This window comes from Pantoea wallisii (assembly GCF_002095485.1).
Lineage (GTDB): Bacteria > Pseudomonadota > Gammaproteobacteria > Enterobacterales > Enterobacteriaceae > Pantoea > Pantoea wallisii.
Genome location: NZ_MLFS01000018.1, coordinates 25142 through 46404 on the forward strand (window position 1 = coordinate 25142; position 21263 = coordinate 46404).

Sequence of the window (21263 nt, forward strand, 5' to 3'; positions counted from 1 at the left end):
TCCTTAGCTGACGATCATGTCGTCACGGTGCACCGCTACCGGGCCATATTCATACCCGAGAATGTCACCAATTTCCTGACTGTGATGGCCGGCAATCATGCGCATCGCATCGCTGTTATAGCGCGTGACGCCATGCGCAATGTCGCGCCCCTGCAGGTTACGGATGCGGATTACCTCGCCACGCGAAAAGTTGCCCTGTACTTCACGCACCCCTTTCGGCAGCAGCGAGCTGCCACGTTCCAGCACGGCGGCGAGTGCGCCATCATCGATGGTGATCTCACCCGCCGGCGGTGCGCCAAAGATCCAGCGCTTGCGGTTCTCCAGCGGTGACTGCTGCGCATGAAAACGCGTGCCGACCGGTTTTCCGTTCAGCACATCGCCGATGACGTCCGGACGGCTGCCGGCAGCAATAATCACCTCAATGCCCGCGCGGCAGGCGACATCAGCCGCCTGTAACTTGGTTGCCATGCCGCCGGTGCCCAGACCGGAGACACTGCCGCCAGCCAGGGTGCGCAGCGCATCATCAATCTGGTGCACATCGCTGATGAGTTCCGCCTCCGGATTGGTGCGCGGATCGGCTGTGAACAGCCCTTGCTGATCGGTCAGCAGCAGCAGTTTGTCGGCCCCGCCAAGCATGGCGGCCAGCGCTGACAGGTTATCGTTATCACCCACTTTGATTTCTGCCGTCGCTACCGCGTCGTTTTCGTTAATCACCGGCACAATGTGGTTGTCGAGCAGCGCACGGAGCATATCGCGCGCGTAGAGGAAGCGTTCACGGTCCTCCATATCGGCGCGCGTCAGCAGCATCTGTCCGATATGAATGCCATAGATAGAGAACAGTTGTTCCCACAGCTGGATCAGGCGGCTCTGCCCCACCGCAGCCAGCAGCTGCTTTGAGGCGATGGTCGGTGGCAGTTCGGGGTAGCCCAGGTGTTCGCGCCCGGCGGCAATCGCGCCAGAGGTAACGATAACAATGCGATGGCCTGCCGCGTGCAGTTGTGCACACTGACGAACCAGCTCCACCATGTGCGCCCGATTTAGCCGGCGTGAACCGCCGGTAAGGACGCTGGTCCCCAATTTGACCACCAGGGTCTGACTGCCACTCATGTTTTTCCTGCCATGTAAGAAAAAAATCTGCGAACGGACGTTTTATCAGGAGTCAGCAAGGAAGCCAACAGCAGCAAGGGGAAAAGCACGAAAATCCCCGGACAGTGCGGTAGACCAAAAGTTCGCGATTAACAAGAAAACAGAAAAACTGTCATAAAAAGTTCATCGCCAATCGGTAAAAAGTCCCCTGTTTTACAAACCCTTTCACGGGTACAACAAATTTTACTCATTGGGATTGATAGCAAATGAAGAAGAGCACACTGGCATTGGTTGTTTCCGCGCTGGCACTGGCCTCCACTGCACAAGCCGCTGAAGTTTATAATAAAGACGGTAACAAGCTGGATCTGTACGGTCGCGTTAAAGGCATGCACTACTTCAGTGATAACCCGGGTGCTGACGGCGACAAAACCTATATTCGTTTAGGCTTCAAGGGCCAGACGCAGATTAACGACCTGATGACCGGTTACGGCCAGTGGGAGTACCAGTTCCAGGGCAACCGCGCAGAGACTAACACCGATGCCAATATCGGCAACAAAACCCGTCTGGGCTTTGCCGGTCTGAAGTTCGGCAACTATGGCTCAATCGACTACGGCCGTAACTACGGCGTGGTCTACGATGTTCTCGCCTGGACCGACGTCCTGCCAGAGTTTGGTGGCGACAGCGCCTACACGGATACCTATATGCTGGGCCGTACGTCTGGCGTGGCAACTTACCGTAACAGCAACTTCTTTGGTCTGGTAGATGGCCTGCGCTTTGCGCTGCAGTATCAGGGCAAAAATGACGCCACCAGCGCCAACGGTCGTTCAGAGACGGGTAAACAGAACGGCGACGGTTACGGTGCGTCACTCGGTTATAGCCTTGGCGATACCGGCATCAGTCTGATGAGCGCCATCTCCTCTGCCGATCGCACCAACTCGCAGGATACGGCGGGCCGTCTGGGCAGCGGTGAGAGAGCCGAAGCCTGGGGCGCCGGCATTAAATATGACGCGAACAGCATCTACCTGGCCTCAACCTACTCTGAAACCCGCAACATGACGCCAATCACCGGCGGCGTGGCGAATAAAACGCAGAACGTTGAAGTGGTTGCACAGTACCAGTTTGATTTCGGTCTGCGTCCGTCTCTGGGCTATGTTCAGAGCAAAGGTAAAGACATTGAAGGTATTGGCGATGCGGATATCGTGAAATACGTTGATGTGGCGATGACTTACTACTTCAACAAGAATATGTCAGCCATGGTTGACTACAAAATTAACCAGCTGGATGACAACAACCCGTTAGGCATCAATAACGATGATGTCGTGGCGGTTGGTCTGACGTATCAGTTCTGATATACGCAAAGTTGCGTATCGCGGATTGATTTACCCCCTGTGTCTGTAAACAAAGAGCCGGCTCATCACCGGCTCTTTTTTATTGGGGGCCAGAAGCGGGCTATTACGCGCTCAGTTTGACCGGCTCTTCTTTAAATCCGGCGGCGGGTTTGAGATCCAGCTTCTGCTCATGCAGCATGGCTTTCAGGCGTTCATGGAAATTACGCAGCGTGCTTTCCACTTTTTCGTTGTTCTCTTTGCCTTTAATGGTCGCAACGCCCCAGTCACCGTCTTTATCAAACAGACCGAAGTGATATTCATACGTAAAGTGATCTTCATACGCTTCCAGCGTCATCCACCAGCCCCAGAACTCACGGCTCTCCGGCGCGGGTTTGACGTTGACGCAGGCGGCAAGGCAATCAAAGAAGAAACGCGTCTCTTCGCATTTTCCTTCGCGGATATACGGCCCCAGTTCGGTGAAGCGCTTAAGCAGGCGACTACGGGGGTGACCACTCGGTAACGTCATGCTAATTCTCTCCCTCAAAATAACCGTAAAAAACTTAGCGCTGCGCTAAACGAGCGCAGCGTGCACTTTCCCGGCTATAAGTTGTAGCAGAGCTTTGTATTTTTGCCAGTCAAACCTGCAACTGTTTCGCCAGCCAGTCACAAATCTGATTGAGGGCCTTCTCAAAGCTGGCGAACACCGGCGTGCCCGGAATCGCCAGGGTTTTACCCTGGGCCGATGAACTGGCAATCAGTTGCGCCTCCTCTTCCGGACTAAAGAGATCGTTCGGCCAGTAAGCCGCCAGCATGGGCACCGGCGTACGGCGCCCTAACAGACCCTGCACCTTAAGCGAGTAGCGATTGAGCTCGGTGCGCAGGTTCGTGTCCGATGTCACCGCCATCCCCAGCCGGCTTGCCAGCATGTCCATATACATATCCGGCAGTTGCTGCTGGCGCTGCGCATCGACAAAGACGCTGTGCACCATCGGCCCAAGGTTAGCCACCGCCCGCAGGCGTGGTACTTCCAGATACGCCAGCCGCGTCGCGACGTTGGCCCCAAAACGGTAGCCAAACAGCGCCACGCGGGTGTGGTCAATCCACGGCACATTACTCAGTTCACGCAGCACCTGCTGATGCAACTGGCTGGTGTCCTGGTTCAGCGTCCATTTGCTGCTGAAGCCAACCGATGGCATATCCAGCGTCAGCATGGCGATACCGCGCGGGGCGAGGTAGTCGTGGAACAGGCGATAGTGATCGCTCTGCAGGGAGTCGAGCCCACCGCACAGCAGCACCGTCGGATACGGGGCCTGTGCCTGGGCGGGCATGTGCAGAAAGCCGGTTACCGGGCTGCCGCCGCTGATGGGAAAGGTCAGCGATTTGAGTTCACCGGGCAGGCGCTGCGTGGCCTCTTCATAAGCGCGATTCGCCAGCACCTGCGCCTGGTCAGCCAGCTCGTCGCCTTTAATATATGGATAGGCCGCCAGACTGAAGAGATTGGCGGCGTGCAGCCACTGCTGACCGGCCTCATCGTGGTTCTCATTTTGCAGCGCTTTTTGCTGCCACAGCGCCGCCTGCTTTGACCACTCGTAGTTCCAGTTACCGCCGCGGTAGCCAATGACCGTATCGAGCAGCGTCTCATCCGTATGTTCAAACTGGCTGATGGCGATGCGCGCCAGTACTTCACTGATCTCCTGCGGCGAGAGACCGCGCCACGCCCACAGCAGCTTATTCAGCATGCGATACCAGCTGCGCTGCGTATCACCTTCAAGCGCATTGTGTACCTGCGCCGGCTGATGATGCTGACGACGCACCAGAGAAGAGGTTTCAGGGTGTTTGAAGCGGGGCTTGAAGAGTTCTTCGCTGAGGTTTTTCCCGGCCATGTTAGAGGTCTCCTGCGGCAGACGCGGCAATGGCTAAGAGTGTACTGCACGCAGGTGACGGGCGCGAGGCGCAAAAAGCACAACGCCCGGCATAACCGGGCGTTGTTTGCAATATATCAATTAATTTTTAACAATCGGCGGGATGTACACCACGCCCATATCCCACGGCTGTTCAATCCAGGTGTTCTGCGGAATATCAACGATGTAATCGTCAACCAGCGCACGGCCCGCAGGCTTAGCGAAGATGGTGCAGAAACGCGCTTTTGGATACATGTCGCGAATCGCCTGCGCAGTACCGCCGGTATCCACCAGATCATCAATAACAATGAAGCCTTCACCGTCGCCCTCTGCACGCTTCAGCACTTTCATTTCGCGCTGGTGATCGTGATCGTAGCTGGAGATGCACACCGTATCAACGTAGCGAATACCCAGTTCACGCGCCAGCAGCGATGCCGGAACCAGACCACCGCGGCTGACCGCGATGATACCTTTCCACTGTTCCACAGGAAGCAGGCGCTGGGCCAGTTTACGGGCATGAATCTGCAACATGTCCCAGGTAACGACGTATTTTTCGCTCATAAAAGGAATCCCGGCCAATAAAATTGGCTTAAAAATATGCAAGGGGGAAAAGGTTGCGCGAGATTATAAGGATCTGACGCGTTAAAAACCAGCACCCGTCACACTGGTTGCAGGTTTTTAACGCGCCCGATGACGCACCCGGCGATAAACAGTGATATTCTCTGGCCCATCACGTCAGATGTGCTGACGGCGATCTTTCACTGGAAACCCGCGTGTGAGCGGTATGTCCGCCGCGCTGACACAGGAGACGCGTTGTGTCTGAATTGTCTCAACTTTCCCCGCAGCCGCTGTGGGATATCTTCGCAAAAATCTGTTCGATTCCGCACCCTTCTTACCATGAAGAAGCGCTGGCCGAATATGTCGTTGGCTGGGCAAAAGAGCAAGGTTTCTGGGTAGAGCGCGATCGGGTTGGCAACATCCTGATTCGTAAACCTGCGACCGCAGGTATGGAAAACCGTACCCCGGTGGCGCTGCAGGCGCACCTTGATATGGTGCCGCAGAAGAACAGTGACACGGTACACGACTTCACCAAAGATCCTATCCAGCCTTACGTTGATGGCGAGTGGGTGAAAGCGCGCGGCACCACGCTGGGTGCCGACAATGGCATCGGTATGGCGTCTGCGCTGGCGGTGCTGGCTGACAACACGCTGACGCACGGTCCGCTGGAAGTGCTGCTGACCATGACCGAAGAGTCGGGAATGGATGGCGCGTTTGGCCTGCAGCCAGACTGGCTCCAGGCAGATATCCTGATCAACACCGACTCGGAAGAGGAAGGTGAGATCTACATGGCTGCGCCGGCGGTATCGACTTCATCACCACCCTGCCGCTGCAGCGTGAAGCAGTGCCCGCTAACTTTGAAACCCTGAAGCTGACGCTGAAAGGCCTGAAGGGCGGTCACTCCGGCGCAGACATTCATCTGGGCCTGGGCAACGCCAACAAACTGCTGGCGCGTTTCTTTGCGGCGCACGCTGCCGAGCTGGATATCCGCCTGATCGAATTCACCGGCGGTACGCTGCGTAACGCGATTCCACGTGAAGCGTTCGCGACGCTGGCGATCGACAGCCATAAAGTGGATGCGCTGAAATCGGCTGCCGCCCATTTCCAGGCTACGCTGCAGAATGAGCTGGGCGTTAAAGAGAAGAACGTAAGCGTGCTGAGCGAGCCGCTGGCGCATCAGGGCCAGGCGCTGACCGCTGACAGTCGCGATCGCTTCATTAACCTGCTGAACAGCACGCCAAATGGCGTGATTCGTAACTCCGACGTGGCAAAAGGCGTAGTTGAAACTTCGCTTAACGTTGGCGTAGTGACGATGGAGCAGGACCATGCAGAGATCATCTGCCTGATCCGTTCTCTGATCGATACCGGTAAAGATTGGGTTGTCGAGACGCTGACCTCACTGGGTGCACTGGCTGGCGCACAGACGGCACCGAAAGGTGGCTACCCTGGCTGGCAGCCGGACGCGGATTCGCCGATTATGGCGCTGACGCGTAAGACTTACGAAGCGCTGTTTGGCAAAACGCCGAACATTCAGGTGATTCACGCCGGTCTGGAGTGCGGTCTGTTCAAGAAGCCCTATCCGAACATGGATATGGTCTCTATCGGACCAACCATCACCGGTCCACACTCGCCGGATGAGCAGGTCCATATTGAGAGCGTCGGTCTGTACTGGAAACTGCTGACCGCCCTGCTGAACGTGGTACCGGAAAAAGCGTAAGGCCGCGTAGTTAAGCGATCGCTGGCCAGCAATGGCGGCCGTTCCACCCTCTGACGTGGTGGAACGGCCTCACCACGCTGGCCGCTACAGCCCCAGCAGCAGCTGGCGCTCCAGCTGCGGGTTCATCAGGGTGACGTGCAATCCCACCAGCCGCACTCCGCGCCCGGCGCGACGCTCATCCCAGCTTTTACGCGCCACCGCAATCATGTCCTCTTTATTCAGCACCGGCCATACATGCTCCTGCGTGGTTTGCTGGAAGTCATTGAACTTGAGCTTTACGCCCTGGCGGGCAATCTGCTTGTCCGGACGAATCAGCGTCAGCCGGCGATCCAGCTCCGCATAGAGGAAATCGATAATTTCCAGACACTGCTCCCACTGGTGAATGTCCTCCATCAGCGTCCGCTCCACGCCCAGTGATTTACGCTCGCGCTCAACAATGACATCACGATCGTCAATGCCGTTGCTGCGCTCCCACAGCACGCGGCCAAATTTACCAAAGCGCTTCAGGAGCTGTGCCAGATCGGCCCGCTGTACATCGGCGCAGGTGTGCATGCCCATCTCCTCCAGCTTTTTGGTCGCGACTTTGCCCACGCCAGGGATCTTACTCAGCGGCAGCGTCAGCAGAAAATCCGGCATCGCCTGGGGCGTGATAACGTACTGGCCGTTGGGCTTGTTGAGATCGGAGGCGATCTTGGCGAGAAATTTAATCGGCGCGATGCCGGCAGAGGCGGTCAGCCCGGTTTCGCGTTCGATATCCGCCCGTATCGCCTGCGCCATCAGCGTGGCGGAGCCCTGGCAGTGCGGGCTGTCGGTGACATCCAGATAGGCTTCGTCTAACGAAAGGGGTTCGATAAAGGGGGTATAGCGCGTAAAGATCTCGCGGATCTGGCGTGATGCCTCTTTATACGCATCAAACCGGCCAGGCAACAGACGCAGATGAGGACATAAGCGCAGTGCGGTTGCGGTGGGCATTGCGCTGCGCACGCCATATTTGCGCGCCGGATAGTTAGCCGTGCTGATCACTCCGCGCTGCACGCGGCTGCCCCCAATGGCAATGGGAATATCACGTAACGAAGGATCATCGCGCATCTCAACCGCTGCAAAAAAGCAGTCCATATCAACGTGAATGATTTTGCGCATATGCCCTCCGAAACACTGGATAAGTATACAGCAGCAAACTGCTTCGGCAATAATTGTTGCGAGCCGGATTAAAGTTTACAAATTTGTCGTCGTATTCTCTTTAAGAATGCGCCATTTTCCCGGACTCCGGCTTGATTAAAAGCCAGACAATGATAATGTTGCGCTGCGGTAGCGGATATTTCCGATAATGCAATACAGCGACGCGCTGCGTCAGAGTTCCTCTTCACTTCAAGGTACACACAGAATGGGCAGAATCGCATTATTGCTTGCGATGATTCTTATGCCGGCCCTTAGCTGGGCAATCAATCCTGAGTCGACACAACCGCTGGCTCCGGTGAGCAAAGAGTTAAAGAAACAATTACTTGGCACACCTGTTTTTATTCAGATCTTCAAGGAAGAGCGTACGCTGGAACTGTACGGCAAAATCGGTAATGAATTCCGTCTGCTGGATAGCTATCGCATTTGTAATTTTTCCGGCGGATTAGGTCCTAAACGTCGTCAGGGCGATTTTAAAAGTCCGGAAGGCTTTTATAACGTGAAGCAGAGCCAGTTAAAGCCGGATAGCCGTTTTTATCGCGCAATTAATACCGGTTTCCCGAATCAGTACGATCGTGCCAAAGGCTATAACGGTAACTATCTGATGATTCACGGCGATTGTGTCTCCGTGGGCTGCTACGCCATGACTAATGCATCGATGGATGAGATCTTTACCTACGTGAATGCCGCGCTGCGCAATGGCCAGCAGGACGTGCAGGTTAACATCTATCCGTTCCGCATGACCGAGAGCAACATGCAGCGTCACCGCTACTCAACGTACATCAACTTCTGGCGTGAACTGCAGCCGGGCTATGCGTACTTTGCGAAGTACCGCGTGCCGCCAACGGTGAATGTGACGGCTACCGGTCAGTATGCGGTAAATAACACGCCGGTGATGAGCACACCTGACGCGGCCTCAAAATCATTCCTCGCGCTCACCCAGACAAAATAGTGCCCACTCGCCTGGCGCTATGCGGTGCCAGGTCTCATTGCCGGTCAGCGGCTGGGTGGCGACGACCGTGACCACATCTTTGGGTGTGGTCTGCTGCAGGAAATCAATCTCCACATCCTGATCAAGCAACTTCGCCTTACCAAACGGCGCCCGGCGCGTAATCCAGTACAGATTGGTTGAGCAGAACGCCATCAGGTAGCGGCCGTCCGACAGCAGCATGTTAAAGACGCCCTTCTCGCGCATCTCTGCCGCCAGCTCTGCTATATAGCGAAACACCGCCGGCCAGTTGCCTGGCGTACGCGGATAACGCTCAGCCAGCTTATGCAAGATCCAGCAAAATGCTTTTTCGCTATCGGTCTCTCCGACCGGACGGAAGTGGCCGGTCTCCAGCTGACGATAGCCTTTCAGTTGCCCGTTGTGAGCGTACGTCCAGTTGCGCCCCCACAGCTCACGGGTAAACGGATGGGTATTTTCCAGCGACACCTGGCCGCGGTTCGCCTGGCGGATATGTGCCACCACCGAGTGCGACTTGATGGGATACTCCTGCACCAGGCGGGCGATGGGTGAGTTAAAACTCGGCAGCGGATCTTTGAATGTGCGGCAGCCTTTATCTTCATAAAAGGTGATGCCCCAGCCATCTTTGTGCGGCCCGGTTCCACCGCCACGCTGCACCAGACCGGTAAAACTGAAACAGATGTCCGTAGGGACATTGGCGCTCATCCCGAGCAATTCGCACATAGCAACCGCCTTATCAGAACCTCCCGCCGCTGCGGGAGGAGCACGTCACGCTTTAACCATCTCTTTTTCAACCAGCAGCATCAGGATGTGGATCACTTTGATGTGAATCTCCTGAATGCGATCGGCGTAGCCAAAGTGCGGTACGCGAATCTCGATATCCGCAGTGCCAGCCATTTTGCCGCCATCTTTACCGGTCAGGGTGATCACCTTCATACCCTTCGCACGTGCGGCCTCTACCGCTTTAATGATATTAGCGGAGTTACCGGACGTAGAGAGACCGAGCAGCACATCCCCTTCACGACCGACCGCTTCGATATAGCGTGAGAAGACATAGTCGTAGCCAAAGTCGTTACTGACGCAGGAGAGATGGCTGACATCGGAGATAGCAATGGCCGGATAACCCGGACGGTTTTCGCGGTAGCGCCCCGTCAGCTCTTCGGCGAAGTGCATGGCATCACAGTGTGAGCCACCGTTACCGCAGGAGAGGACTTTGCCGCCCGCCTTAAAGCTGTCAGCCAGCAACACCGCCGCGCGCTGAATAGCATGGATGTTCGCTTCATCACTCAGGAATTTAGTGAGCGTATCGGCTGCTTCATTAAGTTCTGCGCGAATAATGTCCTGATACATAGGGATATCCTTTAGAGGAAAAATTGACTCAGCAAGTTTAACGGAATGGGGCAAGGCCGCAAAGCGCCCGTGCGCAGGAAAAGCGCGCCGCCAACGCTTAGCCCGCGGGTCCCGACCTGTGCCATCCCGTTTTTGTGAGATCTGTTGTAATTGTGATGTAAACAGATTGCTAAATCCTGCCCGCTGCTCTAAACCTAACCTCATAACAGGTCAGACCTCTTACTACTTACGGAGCGGTTCATTATGTTGCTTGCCTCAATTATCGCGACGCTGATACTGATCGGCGCCCTCTTCTACCATCAGGTTTCGCTACGCCTGAGCAGCGCAATACTTCTTGTGTGGACGGCTGCGCTGGCCGCTACCGGCTTGTGGACGCCCTGGCTGCTGCTGCCGCTGGCGATTATCCTGCTACCGTTTAACCTGCCGGCGATGCGCCAAAGTATGTTCTCGAAGCCTGCACTGCACGGCTTCCAAAAAGTGATGCCGCCGATGTCGCGCACCGAAAAAGAGGCGATCGATGCCGGCACCACCTGGTGGGAAGGCGATCTGTTCCGCGGTAAGCCAGACTGGCAGAAGCTGCACAACTATCCACAGCCGCGTCTGACGGAAGAGGAGCAGGCGTTTCTGGATGGCCCGGTGGAAGAGGCCTGCCGTATGGCCAATGATTTTGAGATCACCCATGAGATGGCCGATCTGCCGCCAGAACTCTGGGCCTTTCTGAAGCAGCATCGCTTCTTTGCCATGATCATTAAAAAAGAGTACGGCGGGCTGGAGTTCTCTGCCTATGCTCAGGCGCGCGTACTGCAAAAACTGGCGGGCGTGTCCGGCATTCTGGCGATCACCGTCGGCGTGCCTAACTCTCTGGGCCCGGGCGAACTGCTGCAGCACTACGGTACTGACGAACAGAAAAACCACTATCTGCCACGTCTGGCGCGCGGTGAAGAGATCCCCTGCTTTGCGCTGACCAGCCCGGAAGCGGGTTCTGATGCCGGCGCCATCCCCGATACCGGCGTGGTGTGCATGGGCGAATGGCAAGGCGAGCAGGTGCTCGGCATGCGTTTAACCTGGAACAAGCGCTACATTACGCTGGCACCGATTGCGACCGTGCTCGGTCTGGCGTTTAAGCTCTCCGATCCCGATCATCTGCTGGGTGAGACGGAAGCGCTCGGCATTACCTGCGCGCTAATCCCTACCCATACGCCGGGCGTGGAGATCGGTAAGCGTCACTTCCCGCTTAACGTCCCGTTCCAGAATGGTCCAACGCGCGGTAACGACATCTTTGTGCCGATTGATTTCATCATTGGTGGCCCGGCGATGGCTGGTCAGGGCTGGCGTATGCTGGTTGAGTGTCTGTCAGTTGGCCGTGGTATTACGCTGCCATCAAACGCCACCGGCAGCCTGAAGAGCCTGGCGCTGGCGACCGGTGCTTACGCGCACATCCGCCGTCAGTTCAAAGTTTCAATTGGCAAAATGGAAGGGATTGAGGAGCCGCTGGCGCGTATCGCCGGCAATGCCTACGTGATGGATGCGGCGGCAACGCTGATCACCAGCGGCATTATGCTGGGTGAGAAACCGGCGGTTCTGTCCGCTATTGTTAAATATCACTGCACCCATCGCGGCCAGCGCGCCATTATTGATGCAATGGATATCGCCGGGGGCAAAGGGATTATGCTGGGCGAGAACAACTTCCTTGCCCGTGCCTATCAGGGCGCGCCCATCGCCATTACCGTCGAAGGCGCTAACATTCTGACGCGCAGCATGATTATCTTTGGCCAGGGCGCGATTCGCTGCCATCCATGGGTGCTGGAGGAGATGAATGCCGCAGCGAAGAACGATCTTGCCGCCTTCGATCGCGCACTCTTCAGCCATATCGGCCACGTGGGCAGCAACACGCTACGTAGCCTGTGGCTCGGCTTAACCGGCGGCCGCACCAGCGCCACGCCAACCCGTGATGCCACGCGCGGCTACTACCAGCAGATCAACCGCCTGAGCGCCAGCCTGGCGCTGCTGTCGGATGTCTCTATGGCCGTGCTCGGCGGCAGCCTGAAACGCCGCGAACGCATCTCAGCACGCCTTGGTGATGTGCTGAGCCAGATGTACCTGGCCTCCGCAACGCTGAAGCGTTACGACGACGAAGGCCGTAACGAAGCCGATCTGCCGCTGGTGCACTGGGGCGTGCAGGATGCCCTGCATCAGGCAGAAGTCGCGATGGACGATCTGCTGCGTAACTTCCCGAACCGTTTCGTGGCCGGCGCACTGCGCATGGTGATCTTTGCCGGTGGCAAACACTGCCCGGCGCCATCCGATAAACTGGACCACAAGCTGGCAAAACTGCTGCAGCTGCCCTCCGCGACGCGCACCCGTCTGGGCCGTGGCCAGTATCTGACGCCGAGCGAGCACAACCCGGCCGGTCAGCTGGAGCAGGCGCTGCAGGATGTCATGGCGGCCGAAGTCATCCACGATCGTCTGTGCCAGCAGCAGAAAAAACACCTGTCATTTACCCGACTGGATGCGCTGGCGCAGCGTGCTCTGAAAGAGGGCTGGATTGATGAAGCTGAAGCCAGCGTACTGACCCGCGCCGAGGCCAGCCGGCTTAAGGCGATTAACGTTGATGATTTTGCGCCGGAAGCGCTGGCCGCGCCGAAGCCGCAAAGTAAATCCCGCGCGCGCGCCAGTGAAGCTGCCTGATACCGCTTAAGCCTCCAGCCGGAGGCTTTTTTTATCCCGCCTGACGTATACGGGCAATCAGTGCATCCGCATCCGCAATATGCTCCGCCGCCAGAATCAGGGTGCAGCCCAGCGTCCGGCTGTTGCTGATACAGTCGGCGCGCATGGCGTCATCCGCAATCTCGCGGAAATCCCTGACCTCTTCTGCCGCTGCGCTATGGCGTACCAGGCGATGCCGCAGTAACCGATGGCATCCGCCCAAACCTTCTGCAGGAAAAGCGCCATAAATCCCGGACAGGCAAATCTCTCCGCCTGCGTATCCGCACTCAGCGCCTGAAAACGGTGGGCGAAGCCGTCCCACACCGCATGGACGTCGCTTAAGCGCTGCTCGCGGCCATCTGCCGCTTCGCGCGGCGGCAGTAAGCCGGGCAGACTACAGTAGTTGATCAACAGATGCGCCAGCACGCTGCCCACATCAAATCCGAGAGGGCCGTAACCGCCATGGGCTAAGCGCGCTTCAGCGTGCGTCAGGAAGTGCAGCTTCAGGCTGGCGATGCGCAGGCTCAGCGCCCTGTCCTGTTGCAGTTGCGCGGCGCGGGCAAAACAGAACAGCGCCTCTGCCTGCGCACCGGGCAGCGTGACCGTCGGCGGCACAGCGCGCCATACTGAATGGTCAAACAGATCCTGCGCCAGTTTTTCACCTGCCAGCGCAGGCTGCCTGGCGACGTCATGAAGTTGCGTCATAGTCAGCTCCTGATTACGGTCAGTTTAGACGTCTAAGCGTCTCGATTGCCAAATGTTAACATCCTGTTTATAGTGGCAGCAACACAGGGTTACTCCGCCATACTCTTCGCGCTAAAGGCTATTTAACGATGACGCAGCCCAACCTGATTCCCGAGAGCAAATTGCCGACGCTCGGTACCACCATTTTTACCCAAATGAGCGCCCTCGCCACCCAGCATAACGCCATCAATCTGTCGCAGGGTTTTCCAGATTTTAGCGGCCCCGCCTATCTGCAGGAGCGCCTGGCCTTTCACGTTAGCCAGGGCGCTAATCAGTATGCACCCATGATCGGTGTTCTGCCGCTGCGCGAAGCTATCGTGGATAAAACCGCGGCGCGCTATGACCACCGGCCCGATGTGAATAGCGACGTTACCGTTACTTCAGGGGCGACGGAAGCGCTCTATGCGGCGATCACCGCGCTGGTGCGTACCGGTGATGAGGTGATCTGCTTTGACCCGAGCTACGACAGTTACGCGCCGGCGGTAGAGCTGGCGGGCGGCGTGCTGAAACGCATTGCGCTGCAGCCGCCCGGTTTTCGTGTGGACTGGGCGGCGTTTCGCCATCTGCTCAGCGAAAAAACCCGGCTGGTCATTTTGAACACACCGCATAATCCGTCCGCCACTGTCTGGCAGCGCAGCGACTTCGATGCGCTGTGGCAGGCTATCGCGGCGCAGGAGATTTATGTGCTGAGCGATGAGGTCTACGAACACATCTGCTTTGATGCCCGTGGGCATGCCAGCGTACTGGCGCATGCGGATCTGCGCCAGCGCGCCGTTGCCGTATCGTCATTCGGTAAAACCTTTCACATGACCGGCTGGAAAGTGGGTTACTGCATTGCGCCTGCTGCCATCAGCGCAGAGATCCGTAAAGTGCATCAGTACCTTACTTTCTCGGTGAACACTCCGGCGCAGCTGGCGCTCGCGGACATGCTGCGCGCCGAACCGGAGCACTACCGGCAGCTGCCGGCGTTTTACCAGGCGCGCCGCGATCGCCTGACACAGGCGCTGGCCAACAGCCGCTTTAGCGTATTGCCGTGTGAAGGGACCTATTTTCTGCTGGTGGATTACAGCGCCATCTCCGATCTGGATGACGTTAGCTTCTGCCAGTGGATGACGCGCGAAGCGGGCGTGGCGACCATTCCGCTGTCAGTGTTCTGCGCCGAACCTTTCCCGCACAAGCTCATTCGCCTGTGCTTTGCCAAACAGGAAGCGACGCTTGACGCCGCTGCGGAGCGTTTATGTCAGCTTTGAAAATTACCGTACTGCAGGAAACCCTGAGCTGGATGGATGGCCCGGCCAATTTGCGCCATTTTGATGGCGTCCTGAAAGGCATTGAAGGGCGCGATATTATTCTGCTGCCGGAGATGTTCACTACCGGCTTTGCCATGGAGGCTGCTGAAAGCTCGCTGCCGCAGGATGAGGTTGTTGCCTGGCTGCATGGCCATGCCAAAAGCACCCATGCCCTGATCGGCGGTAGCGCCGCCATCCAGACTGCGGATGGTGCGGTTAATCGCTTCCTGCTGGTCGAACCGGACGGCACGCTGCATCAGTATGACAAGCGTCACCTGTTCCGCATGGCCAATGAGCACCAGCACTATATCCCGGGCGCAACGCGCGAAGTGTTTCACTGGCGCGGCTGGCGCATTCTGCCGCAGATCTGCTATGACCTGCGCTTCCCGGTGTTCTCCCGCAACCATAACGATTACGATCTTGCGCTCTACGTCGCCAACTGGCCCGCACCACGTGCGCTGCACTGGCAGTCGCTGCTGCTGGCGCGCGCCATAGAAAATCAGGCTTACGTCGCGGGCTGTAATCGCGTGGGCCATGATGGTAATCAGCATCAATACAGCGGTGACAGCCGTATTATCTCACCACAGGGCGAGATCCTGGCCGCCGGCGAGCCTTTCTCCCGTGAGCGCCTGGATGCCACGCTGTCGCTGGAGGAGCTGCAGGCTTACCGCGAGCGCTTCCCGGCCTGGCGCGATGCCGATGGGTTTACGCTGACTTAATTTTCAAGCTGCGTCAGCCGGCGCGGTTAACTTGACCTGATTTATGTTTCCTGCTTGGAAACACGCTCTCATTCGCCTACAATGTTTCCAGGTTGGAACATGTCGAGGGAATGATGCACGTTATTTCAAGGAAGATGTTCAATGAGGCGGCACTGCGTTTTCCTAATGACGCAGCAGCATTAGAGGCAACGTACAGAACGTTAAACGGTAACCACTTTGCCGATCCGGATGCACTGAAGGCGTGGTTTCCAAGTCTTGATCGCATGAAGTATAGAGCAAAATGGTGGGTGATAAATGTCGGTGGCAATAATCTCAGGGTGATGTTTTTCGCGGATTTTATGGCCAGCAGAATTTTTATAAAACATGTCGTTACGCATGCAGAGTATGACAAGCTGGTTAAGGTTTATCGGGAGAATAAAGAATGATCAATGAAGCTATACAGGCCTCAAATAATCTGATCAAAGCGGTTCCGTTACTGGGCGGCAGTCGCTCTAAGTCTGACTATGAGCAAGCGCTGGAACTGGTCGGGTACCTGATTGAACACCATCCTGCTCATCCACTGATCGATATGCTGGCAGACAAGGTCGCAAAGTACGAAGAGAATGCCCCGGAGTTCGCCGCTTTTAATGCCCGCATCAACGCCTTACCGCGCGGCGTAGCGCTGTTACGCGTATTGATGGATCAGCATGGATTAAACCAATCATCCTTCGTCAACGAAATCGGTCAGCGTTCCTATGTAAATCGCATATTAAAAGGGGAGCGTAAGTTGACGGACAAACATAAAGCCGCGCTGGCTAAGCGTTTTAATCTGCCGTTTGAATCTTTTCGCGAGGACTAAAAACGGTGGAAGCCGCAGCAGAGCTGCTGCGGCTTTTGTCATCACAGATCGAAGCGATCCAGGTTCATGACTTTGGTCCATGCGGCCACAAAGTCATTCACAAACTTCTGTTTCGCATCGCTGCTGGCGTACACTTCAGCCAGCGCACGCAGGATAGCGTTGGAACCGAACACCAGATCGGCGCGGGTTGCGCTGTACTTCACTTCACCGCTCTGACGATCGCGGCCTTCAAACAGCTCGGCGCTCTCGTCCGTGGCGCGCCATGCCGTACGCATATCCAGCAGGTTGATGAAGAAGTCATTGCTCAGCACGCCCACACGATCGGTAAACACGCCCTGCGCGCTGCCGTTGAAGTTGGTGCCCAGCACGCGCAGGCCACCCAGCAGTACCGTCAGCTCTGGCGCGCTCAGCGTCAGCTGTTGCGCTTTATCCAGCAGCAGGGTTTCAGTTGAAGAGCCCCCTTTCACGCGGCGATAGTTACGGAAACCATCGGCCAGCGGCTGCAGCACATTGAACGACTCAACATCGGTCTGATCCTGACGCGCATCCACGCGACCCGGCGTGAACGGTACCTGCACAGCCACGCCCGCAGCCGCTGCGGCCTGCTCAATACCCACGTTACCGGCCAGCACAATCACGTCCGCCAGTGAGGCTTTACCAGACGCCTGCTGAATCTCTTTCAGGGTTGGCAGCACATCGTTAACAACGCTGGCATTGACGTCCCAGCCGTTCTGTGGGGCCAGCGCCAGACGGGCACCGTTAGCGCCGCCGCGCTTGTCGCCACCGCGGAAGGTGGAAGCGGAAGCCCAGGCCACAGAGACCAGCTGGCTGACGCTCAGGCCGGAGGCAGCAATTTTTGCTTTCAGGTCAGTGATATCATCCGGCACAGGCTGATGAATCGCCGCCGGTAACGGATCCTGCCACAGCAGATCCTCTTTCGGCACTTCCGGACCGAGGTAGCGCGCTTTTGGCCCCATATCACGGTGCGTCAGTTTGAACCAGGCGCGGGCAAAGGCTTCGTTGAAGGCCTGCGGATCGTTCAGGAAGCGACGGGAAATCTTGCCGAACTCTTCGTCGTAGCGCAGCGTCAGGTCGGTCACCAGCATGGTCGGCTTACGCTTTTTCTCCGGATCAAACGGATCCGGGATAATTGCTTCGGCATCTGCGGCTTCAAACTGAATCGCACCCGCCGGGCTGCGCGTCTGTACCCACTCATATTTGAACAGGTTCTCGAAGAAGTAGTTGCTCCACTGCGTCGGCGTTTGGGTCCACACCACTTCAAGTCCCGATGTGATGGCATCTGCACCTGAACCGCTACCGTAGCTGCTGTTCCAGCCAAGGCCCTGCGCTTCCAGCGGTGACGCTTCCGGATCGACGCCCACATGGCTGGCCGCCGCCGCGCCGTGGGTTTTACCCAGCGTATGGCCACCCGCGATCAGCGCCACGATCTCTTCATCGTTCATGCCCATGTTGCCAAACGTAGCGCGAATGGCTGGTGCCGCAGATTTAGGATCGCCGCTGGCTTCCGGACCTTCCGGGTTAACGTAGATCAGGCCCATCTCTGTGGCACCGAGCGGTGCACTGGCCAGGCTTTCCGGATGGCGGTGCGCCAGCCATTCGGTTTCGTTGCCCCAGTCCACGTCCATATCCGGTTCCCAGACATCTTCACGGCCGGCACCAAAGCCAAAGGTACGGAAGCCGGCGTTTTCCAGCGAGACATTACCGGCCAGAATATAGAGATCTGCCCAGGAGATTTTCTGTCCATACTTCTGTTTCACCGGCCACAGCAGGCGGCGTGCTTTATCAAGGCTAACGTTATCCGGCCAGGAGTTAAGCGGCGCAAAGCGCTGCTGACCACGGCCTGAGCCACCACGGCCATCAATGGTGCGGTAGGTGCCGGCGCTGTGCCACGCCATACGGATAAACAGCCCGATATAGCTACCCCAGTCGGCTGGCCACCAGGATTGGGAATCGGTCAGCAGGGCACGGATATCGGCTTTGAGCGCGGAGTAATCCAGCTTGCTGAATTCGTCGCGATAATTGAAATTTTCACTGAGGGGATTAGAACGGCTGGAGTGCTGGTTTAACAGATCGACGCGCAACATGTTCGGCCACCAGTCGCGGTTACTTGTACCGCTACCCGCGCCGCGCGCTAAAACGCTCTTCTCTTCAGAGGCCCCGTGATGAAAGGGGCATTTTCCTGCCGCTGCTGCATTATCATTATTTTCTGGCGTGCTCATTATCGGCTCCGTTAGCTTCACATTGTGCGATTAAGATAACCGCACCTTGTTAAAGAATATATTTGGATGAACCGAAGGTTTTGATAGATGCTGTCTTTCAAGCGCAGCGTTGTCATCGGCGACGCTTTACATTATCCCGCCCGATTTTAGCCCTGCGCGAGCGCGCAGATGGCCTGTAACCAGGCCCGCACGCCCAGCGCCACATCAGCAGCCTGCACGGATTCCGCCGGATGGTGGCTGATCCCGCGATGGTTGCGCACAAACAGCATGCCTACCGGCCAGCGCTCTGCCATCGCGATAGCGTCATGCCCGGCGCCGCTGGGCAGCGAAATGCTGCGCCCCTGTACCGTTTCCACCGCATGGCTTAGCGCCTGCTGCAGCCGGATATCGCAGGTCGTGGCTGCAATCCGATAGTATTCATGCGCACTAAACCTCAGCCCGCGCCGCAGCGCAATCGCCTCAGCCTGCGTCAGCAAGGCGGAGAGCAGGCGCTCCAGCGCTTCATCCTGCGGCCCGCGCACATCCAGCGACAGCTGTACCTCGCCCGGAATCACGTTGACCGCACCGGGCAGGCAGCTTAGCGTGCCGACGGTGGCCACCAACTGCGGATCGTGCTCTCGCGTGGTCTGCTCCACAAACAGCATCCACTCCGCTGCGGCCGTCAGCGCATCTTTACGATGCGTCATCGGCACCGTTCCGGCATGGCCTGCTTCACCGGTAAAGCAGCAATTCAGGCGACGCGCGCCGTTGATTGCGGTCACTACCCCCAAAGCCAGATCGGCCTGCTCCAGGCACGGGCCCTGTTCAATGTGCAGCTCCAGATAGGCGGCGATATCCTCAACCGCACGCGCCGCCTGCGCTATCTGCGCGGCATCCAGCCCGACATCCTGCATCGCTTCGGCGACGGTAATGCCGTTGCCGTCCGGATGCGTGACCCAGCTTTGCGGCCAGCTGCCGGTGAGTCCACGACTGCCCAGCAGCGTAATGCCGAAGCGCGTGCCCTCTTCATCACCAAAGCCGACGATCTCAATCGCCAGCGGCAAGCGCATCTGGCGATCGTGCAGCCACTGTACGGTTTCGATGGCGCTCAGCACGCCCAGCATACCGTCATAGCGTCCGGCGTTGCGCACGGTATCAAGATGTGAGCCGAGCAGCAGCGCCGCGGCGCCCGGCGCGGCAGATTCGTAGCGCCCACAGATATTGCCGACCGCATCCTGCCAGGTGGTCATGCCGGCGGCCTGCATCCACTCCGCAACGCGTGCGTTGGCGCGCAGCTGCTCCGGCGACAGGTAGACGCGCGTCAGGCCGTCGGTGCTCTCACTGATCGCGGCCAGCGCATCGCAGCGCGCCATGACGCGTGCTGCTGCCGACTGCGCCTCACAGGCGCTCATCAGGCTTACACTCATGCATGGCTCCCGTAGTGATCCCACGCCGCCTGCAGCGCAGCGCCCTGCGTTGTCCGGAAGCCGCTATGGTTCAGCACCGCTTCCAGCGCGCTCAGGGTCTGCATCACGCAATCTTTGCGCGCGTTGTAACCCATGGTGCCGATACGCCACACTTTGCCGTGCAGCGGGCCAAACGACGTGCCGATCTCGATACCAAAATCTTCCAGCATCCGGGCGCGTACCGCATCGCCGTTCACTCCTGTCGGGATCACCACGCCAAGCACGTTATTCATCTTGTGTTGCAGATTGCCGAAGGTCTCCAGTCCCATGCCCTGAATCCCTTTCAGTAAGGCATCACCATGCAGCTTGTGCCGTGCGATACCGTTCTCCAGCCCCTCCTGCAGCATCAGCCGCGCGCACTCGCGCGCGCCAAACAGCGCCGTGGTGGCTTCGGTATGGTGGTTGAGCCGCTCCGGCCCCCAGTAATCCATGATCATGCCGAGATCGAAGTAGTTGGAGTAGATCATCTCATCATCACCATCCTGATGCGCCGCCGTGCGGATGCCCGCTTCAACGCATTTGCGCCGACGGATCACCGCCTCCATCTGCGGGCTCAGGGTAATCGGTGAGGTACCGGACGGGCCGCCCAGGCACTTCTGCATGCCGGCGGAGACCGCGTCCAGCCCCCAGGCATCGGTCTCCAGCGGGTTACCGCCAATGGATGCGGTGGCATCGGTGTAGAACAGCACGCCGTACTGCCGGCACAGGGCACCCAGCTGATCCAGCGGCTGCAACATGGTGGTGGACGTATCACCCTGCACCGTCAGCAGCAGGCGCGGTTTAACTTTTTTAAGCGCATCCTCGATCTGATCTGGCGTAAATACCTCGCCCCACGGCACTTCAATGGTGTGCACCTCGGCACGGCAGCGGCGGGCAATTTCACACAGCAGGTGACCAAAACGGCCAAACACCGGCACCAGCACCCTATCGCCCGGGCGGATGGCCGAGAGCAGAATCGCTTCGATACCGGCGCGTGAGGTGCCATCAATCAGTAGCGTCCAGCGGTTCTCCGTACGGAATACGCCCCGGTACAGCGCCATCACTTCGTTCATGTAGTGCGTCATCGCCGGATCGTACTGCCCCAATAGCTGGCTCGACATGGCGCGCAGGACGCGTGGATCGGCATTGATCGGGCCAGGCCCCATCAGCAGGCGTTGTGGTGGATTGATTTGCGAGAACTGGCTGATATCCATGAGGGG

General features: G+C 57.7%; 18 protein-coding genes and 1 pseudogene. 8 read left to right on the forward strand and 11 right to left on the reverse strand.

All coding sequences use genetic code 11. The features are described 5' to 3' along the window. Positions 1-3 precede the first annotated feature (3 nt). Entirely contained in the window at positions 4-1107 is a 1104-nt protein-coding gene (gene proB, locus HA48_RS08700; protein ID WP_128600665.1) for a glutamate 5-kinase, read from the reverse strand. 245 nt (positions 1108-1352) lie between these two features. On the opposite strand from proB, the gene ompC reads away from it, so the two are divergent. Then, positions 1353-2435 carry a porin OmpC gene (ompC, locus tag HA48_RS08705; protein WP_128600666.1) on the forward strand — a complete coding sequence of 361 codons (1083 nt, stop codon included), beginning with the start codon at positions 1353-1355 and terminating at the stop codon, positions 2433-2435. 103 nt (positions 2436-2538) lie between these two features. Here the strand turns inward: ompC and crl are convergent, their stop codons facing one another. From crl to gpt, 3 genes are all read right to left on the reverse strand, one after another. Next, a complete protein-coding gene (gene crl, locus HA48_RS08710; RefSeq protein WP_128600667.1) occupies positions 2539-2940 on the reverse strand; it encodes a sigma factor-binding protein Crl in 402 nt (133 codons plus the stop codon). Between the two features lie 109 nt (positions 2941-3049). Further along, positions 3050-4297: an esterase FrsA gene (gene frsA / locus HA48_RS08715; protein ID WP_128600668.1), complete on the reverse strand. Its 1248-nt coding sequence runs from the start codon at positions 4295-4297 to the stop codon at positions 3050-3052. A gap of 120 nt (positions 4298-4417) precedes the next feature. Then, positions 4418-4876 (reverse strand): xanthine phosphoribosyltransferase, encoded by a 459-nt coding sequence (gene gpt / locus HA48_RS08720; RefSeq protein ID WP_128600669.1) that lies wholly within the window; start codon positions 4874-4876, stop codon positions 4418-4420. 254 nt (positions 4877-5130) lie between these two features. On the opposite strand from gpt, the pseudogene pepD reads away from it, so the two are divergent. Beyond that, positions 5131-6590, forward strand: a pseudogene (gene pepD, locus HA48_RS08725) (beta-Ala-His dipeptidase). An 84-nt stretch (positions 6591-6674) separates the two neighbouring features. On the opposite strand, the gene dinB reads toward pepD, so the two are convergent. Beyond that, positions 6675-7730 (reverse strand): DNA polymerase IV, encoded by a 1056-nt coding sequence (gene dinB / locus HA48_RS08730; RefSeq protein WP_128600670.1) that lies wholly within the window; start codon positions 7728-7730, stop codon positions 6675-6677. A gap of 244 nt (positions 7731-7974) precedes the next feature. Between dinB and dpaA the strand changes: the two genes are divergently transcribed. Further along, on the forward strand, positions 7975-8718 hold the full coding sequence (gene dpaA / locus HA48_RS08735; RefSeq protein ID WP_128600671.1) for a peptidoglycan meso-diaminopimelic acid protein amidase: 744 nt from the start codon (positions 7975-7977) through the stop codon (positions 8716-8718). Here dpaA and HA48_RS08740 read toward each other — a convergent pair. Continuing rightward, positions 8689-9456 carry a class II glutamine amidotransferase gene (locus HA48_RS08740; protein WP_128600672.1) on the reverse strand — a complete coding sequence of 256 codons (768 nt, stop codon included), beginning with the start codon at positions 9454-9456 and terminating at the stop codon, positions 8689-8691. The two genes, dpaA and HA48_RS08740, sit on opposite strands and share 30 nt — an antisense overlap. A 45-nt stretch (positions 9457-9501) precedes the next feature. Further along, positions 9502-10083 (reverse strand): D-sedoheptulose 7-phosphate isomerase, encoded by a 582-nt coding sequence (gene lpcA, locus HA48_RS08745; protein WP_128600673.1) that lies wholly within the window; start codon positions 10081-10083, stop codon positions 9502-9504. A gap of 243 nt (positions 10084-10326) precedes the next feature. On the opposite strand from lpcA, the gene fadE reads away from it, so the two are divergent. After that, positions 10327-12771, forward strand: coding sequence for an acyl-CoA dehydrogenase FadE (gene fadE / locus HA48_RS08750; RefSeq protein WP_128600674.1), 2445 nt, complete (start codon positions 10327-10329; stop codon positions 12769-12771). Positions 12772-12867: 96 nt separating this feature from the next. Here the strand turns inward: fadE and HA48_RS08755 are convergent, their stop codons facing one another. Beyond that, complete coding sequence (locus tag HA48_RS08755; RefSeq protein ID WP_128600675.1) at positions 12868-13494, reverse strand: hypothetical protein; 627 nt, start codon at positions 13492-13494, stop codon at positions 12868-12870. Between the two features lie 128 nt (positions 13495-13622). Here HA48_RS08755 and HA48_RS08760 point away from each other — a divergent pair, with 128 nt between their 5' ends. The 4 genes from HA48_RS08760 (at position 13623) to HA48_RS08775 (ending at position 16379) form a co-directional block, all read left to right on the forward strand. Continuing rightward, positions 13623-14783, forward strand: a complete 1161-nt coding sequence (locus HA48_RS08760) for a pyridoxal phosphate-dependent aminotransferase (RefSeq protein WP_128600676.1) — start codon at positions 13623-13625, stop codon at positions 14781-14783. Then, complete coding sequence (locus tag HA48_RS08765; protein ID WP_128600677.1) at positions 14771-15541, forward strand: amidohydrolase; 771 nt, start codon at positions 14771-14773, stop codon at positions 15539-15541. Before HA48_RS08760 ends, HA48_RS08765 begins: the two co-directional genes overlap by 13 nt. 113 nt (positions 15542-15654) lie before the next feature. After that, positions 15655-15966 carry a type II toxin-antitoxin system HigB family toxin gene (locus tag HA48_RS08770; RefSeq protein ID WP_128600706.1) on the forward strand — a complete coding sequence of 104 codons (312 nt, stop codon included), beginning with the start codon at positions 15655-15657 and terminating at the stop codon, positions 15964-15966. Beyond that, positions 15963-16379: a helix-turn-helix domain-containing protein gene (locus HA48_RS08775; protein WP_128600678.1), complete on the forward strand. Its 417-nt coding sequence runs from the start codon at positions 15963-15965 to the stop codon at positions 16377-16379. Before HA48_RS08770 ends, HA48_RS08775 begins: the two co-directional genes overlap by 4 nt. A gap of 41 nt (positions 16380-16420) precedes the next feature. Here HA48_RS08775 and katG read toward each other — a convergent pair whose 3' ends face one another. The 3 genes from katG to HA48_RS08790 form a co-directional block, all read right to left on the reverse strand. Beyond that, on the reverse strand, positions 16421-18619 hold the full coding sequence (katG, locus tag HA48_RS08780; RefSeq protein WP_128600679.1) for a catalase/peroxidase HPI: 2199 nt from the start codon (positions 18617-18619) through the stop codon (positions 16421-16423). Positions 18620-18765: 146 nt separating this feature from the next. After that, complete coding sequence (gene hpxK, locus HA48_RS08785; RefSeq protein WP_128600680.1) at positions 18766-20025, reverse strand: allantoate amidohydrolase; 1260 nt, start codon at positions 20023-20025, stop codon at positions 18766-18768. Continuing rightward, a complete protein-coding gene (locus HA48_RS08790; RefSeq protein ID WP_128600681.1) occupies positions 20022-21257 on the reverse strand; it encodes a pyridoxal-phosphate-dependent aminotransferase family protein in 1236 nt (411 codons plus the stop codon). Before HA48_RS08790 ends, hpxK begins: the two co-directional genes overlap by 4 nt. Positions 21258-21263 lie beyond the last annotated feature (6 nt).

What these genes read in the sequence shown, in the direction of transcription:
- frsA (WP_128600668.1), bottom strand. Translation starts at nt 4,297, where the DNA reads ATGGCCGGGAAAAACCTCAGCGAAGAACTCTTCAAGCCCCGCTTCAAA.
- lpcA (WP_128600673.1), bottom strand. Translation starts at nt 10,083, where the DNA reads ATGTATCAGGACATTATTCGCGCAGAACTTAATGAAGCAGCCGATACG.
- HA48_RS08740 (WP_128600672.1), bottom strand. Translation starts at nt 9,456, where the DNA reads ATGTGCGAATTGCTCGGGATGAGCGCCAATGTCCCTACGGACATCTGT.
- dinB (WP_128600670.1), bottom strand. Translation starts at nt 7,730, where the DNA reads ATGCGCAAAATCATTCACGTTGATATGGACTGCTTTTTTGCAGCGGTT.
- fadE (WP_128600674.1), top strand. Translation starts at nt 10,327, where the DNA reads ATGTTGCTTGCCTCAATTATCGCGACGCTGATACTGATCGGCGCCCTC.
- hpxK (WP_128600680.1), bottom strand. Translation starts at nt 20,025, where the DNA reads ATGAGTGTAAGCCTGATGAGCGCCTGTGAGGCGCAGTCGGCAGCAGCA.
- ompC (WP_128600666.1), top strand. Translation starts at nt 1,353, where the DNA reads ATGAAGAAGAGCACACTGGCATTGGTTGTTTCCGCGCTGGCACTGGCC.
- HA48_RS08790 (WP_128600681.1), bottom strand. Translation starts at nt 21,257, where the DNA reads ATGGATATCAGCCAGTTCTCGCAAATCAATCCACCACAACGCCTGCTG.
- HA48_RS08770 (WP_128600706.1), top strand. Translation starts at nt 15,655, where the DNA reads ATGCACGTTATTTCAAGGAAGATGTTCAATGAGGCGGCACTGCGTTTT.
- gpt (WP_128600669.1), bottom strand. Translation starts at nt 4,876, where the DNA reads ATGAGCGAAAAATACGTCGTTACCTGGGACATGTTGCAGATTCATGCC.
- HA48_RS08765 (WP_128600677.1), top strand. Translation starts at nt 14,771, where the DNA reads ATGTCAGCTTTGAAAATTACCGTACTGCAGGAAACCCTGAGCTGGATG.
- crl (WP_128600667.1), bottom strand. Translation starts at nt 2,940, where the DNA reads ATGACGTTACCGAGTGGTCACCCCCGTAGTCGCCTGCTTAAGCGCTTC.
- katG (WP_128600679.1), bottom strand. Translation starts at nt 18,619, where the DNA reads ATGAGCACGCCAGAAAATAATGATAATGCAGCAGCGGCAGGAAAATGC.
- HA48_RS08755 (WP_128600675.1), bottom strand. Translation starts at nt 13,494, where the DNA reads ATGACGCAACTTCATGACGTCGCCAGGCAGCCTGCGCTGGCAGGTGAA.
- HA48_RS08775 (WP_128600678.1), top strand. Translation starts at nt 15,963, where the DNA reads ATGATCAATGAAGCTATACAGGCCTCAAATAATCTGATCAAAGCGGTT.
- HA48_RS08760 (WP_128600676.1), top strand. Translation starts at nt 13,623, where the DNA reads ATGACGCAGCCCAACCTGATTCCCGAGAGCAAATTGCCGACGCTCGGT.
- dpaA (WP_128600671.1), top strand. Translation starts at nt 7,975, where the DNA reads ATGGGCAGAATCGCATTATTGCTTGCGATGATTCTTATGCCGGCCCTT.
- proB (WP_128600665.1), bottom strand. Translation starts at nt 1,107, where the DNA reads ATGAGTGGCAGTCAGACCCTGGTGGTCAAATTGGGGACCAGCGTCCTT.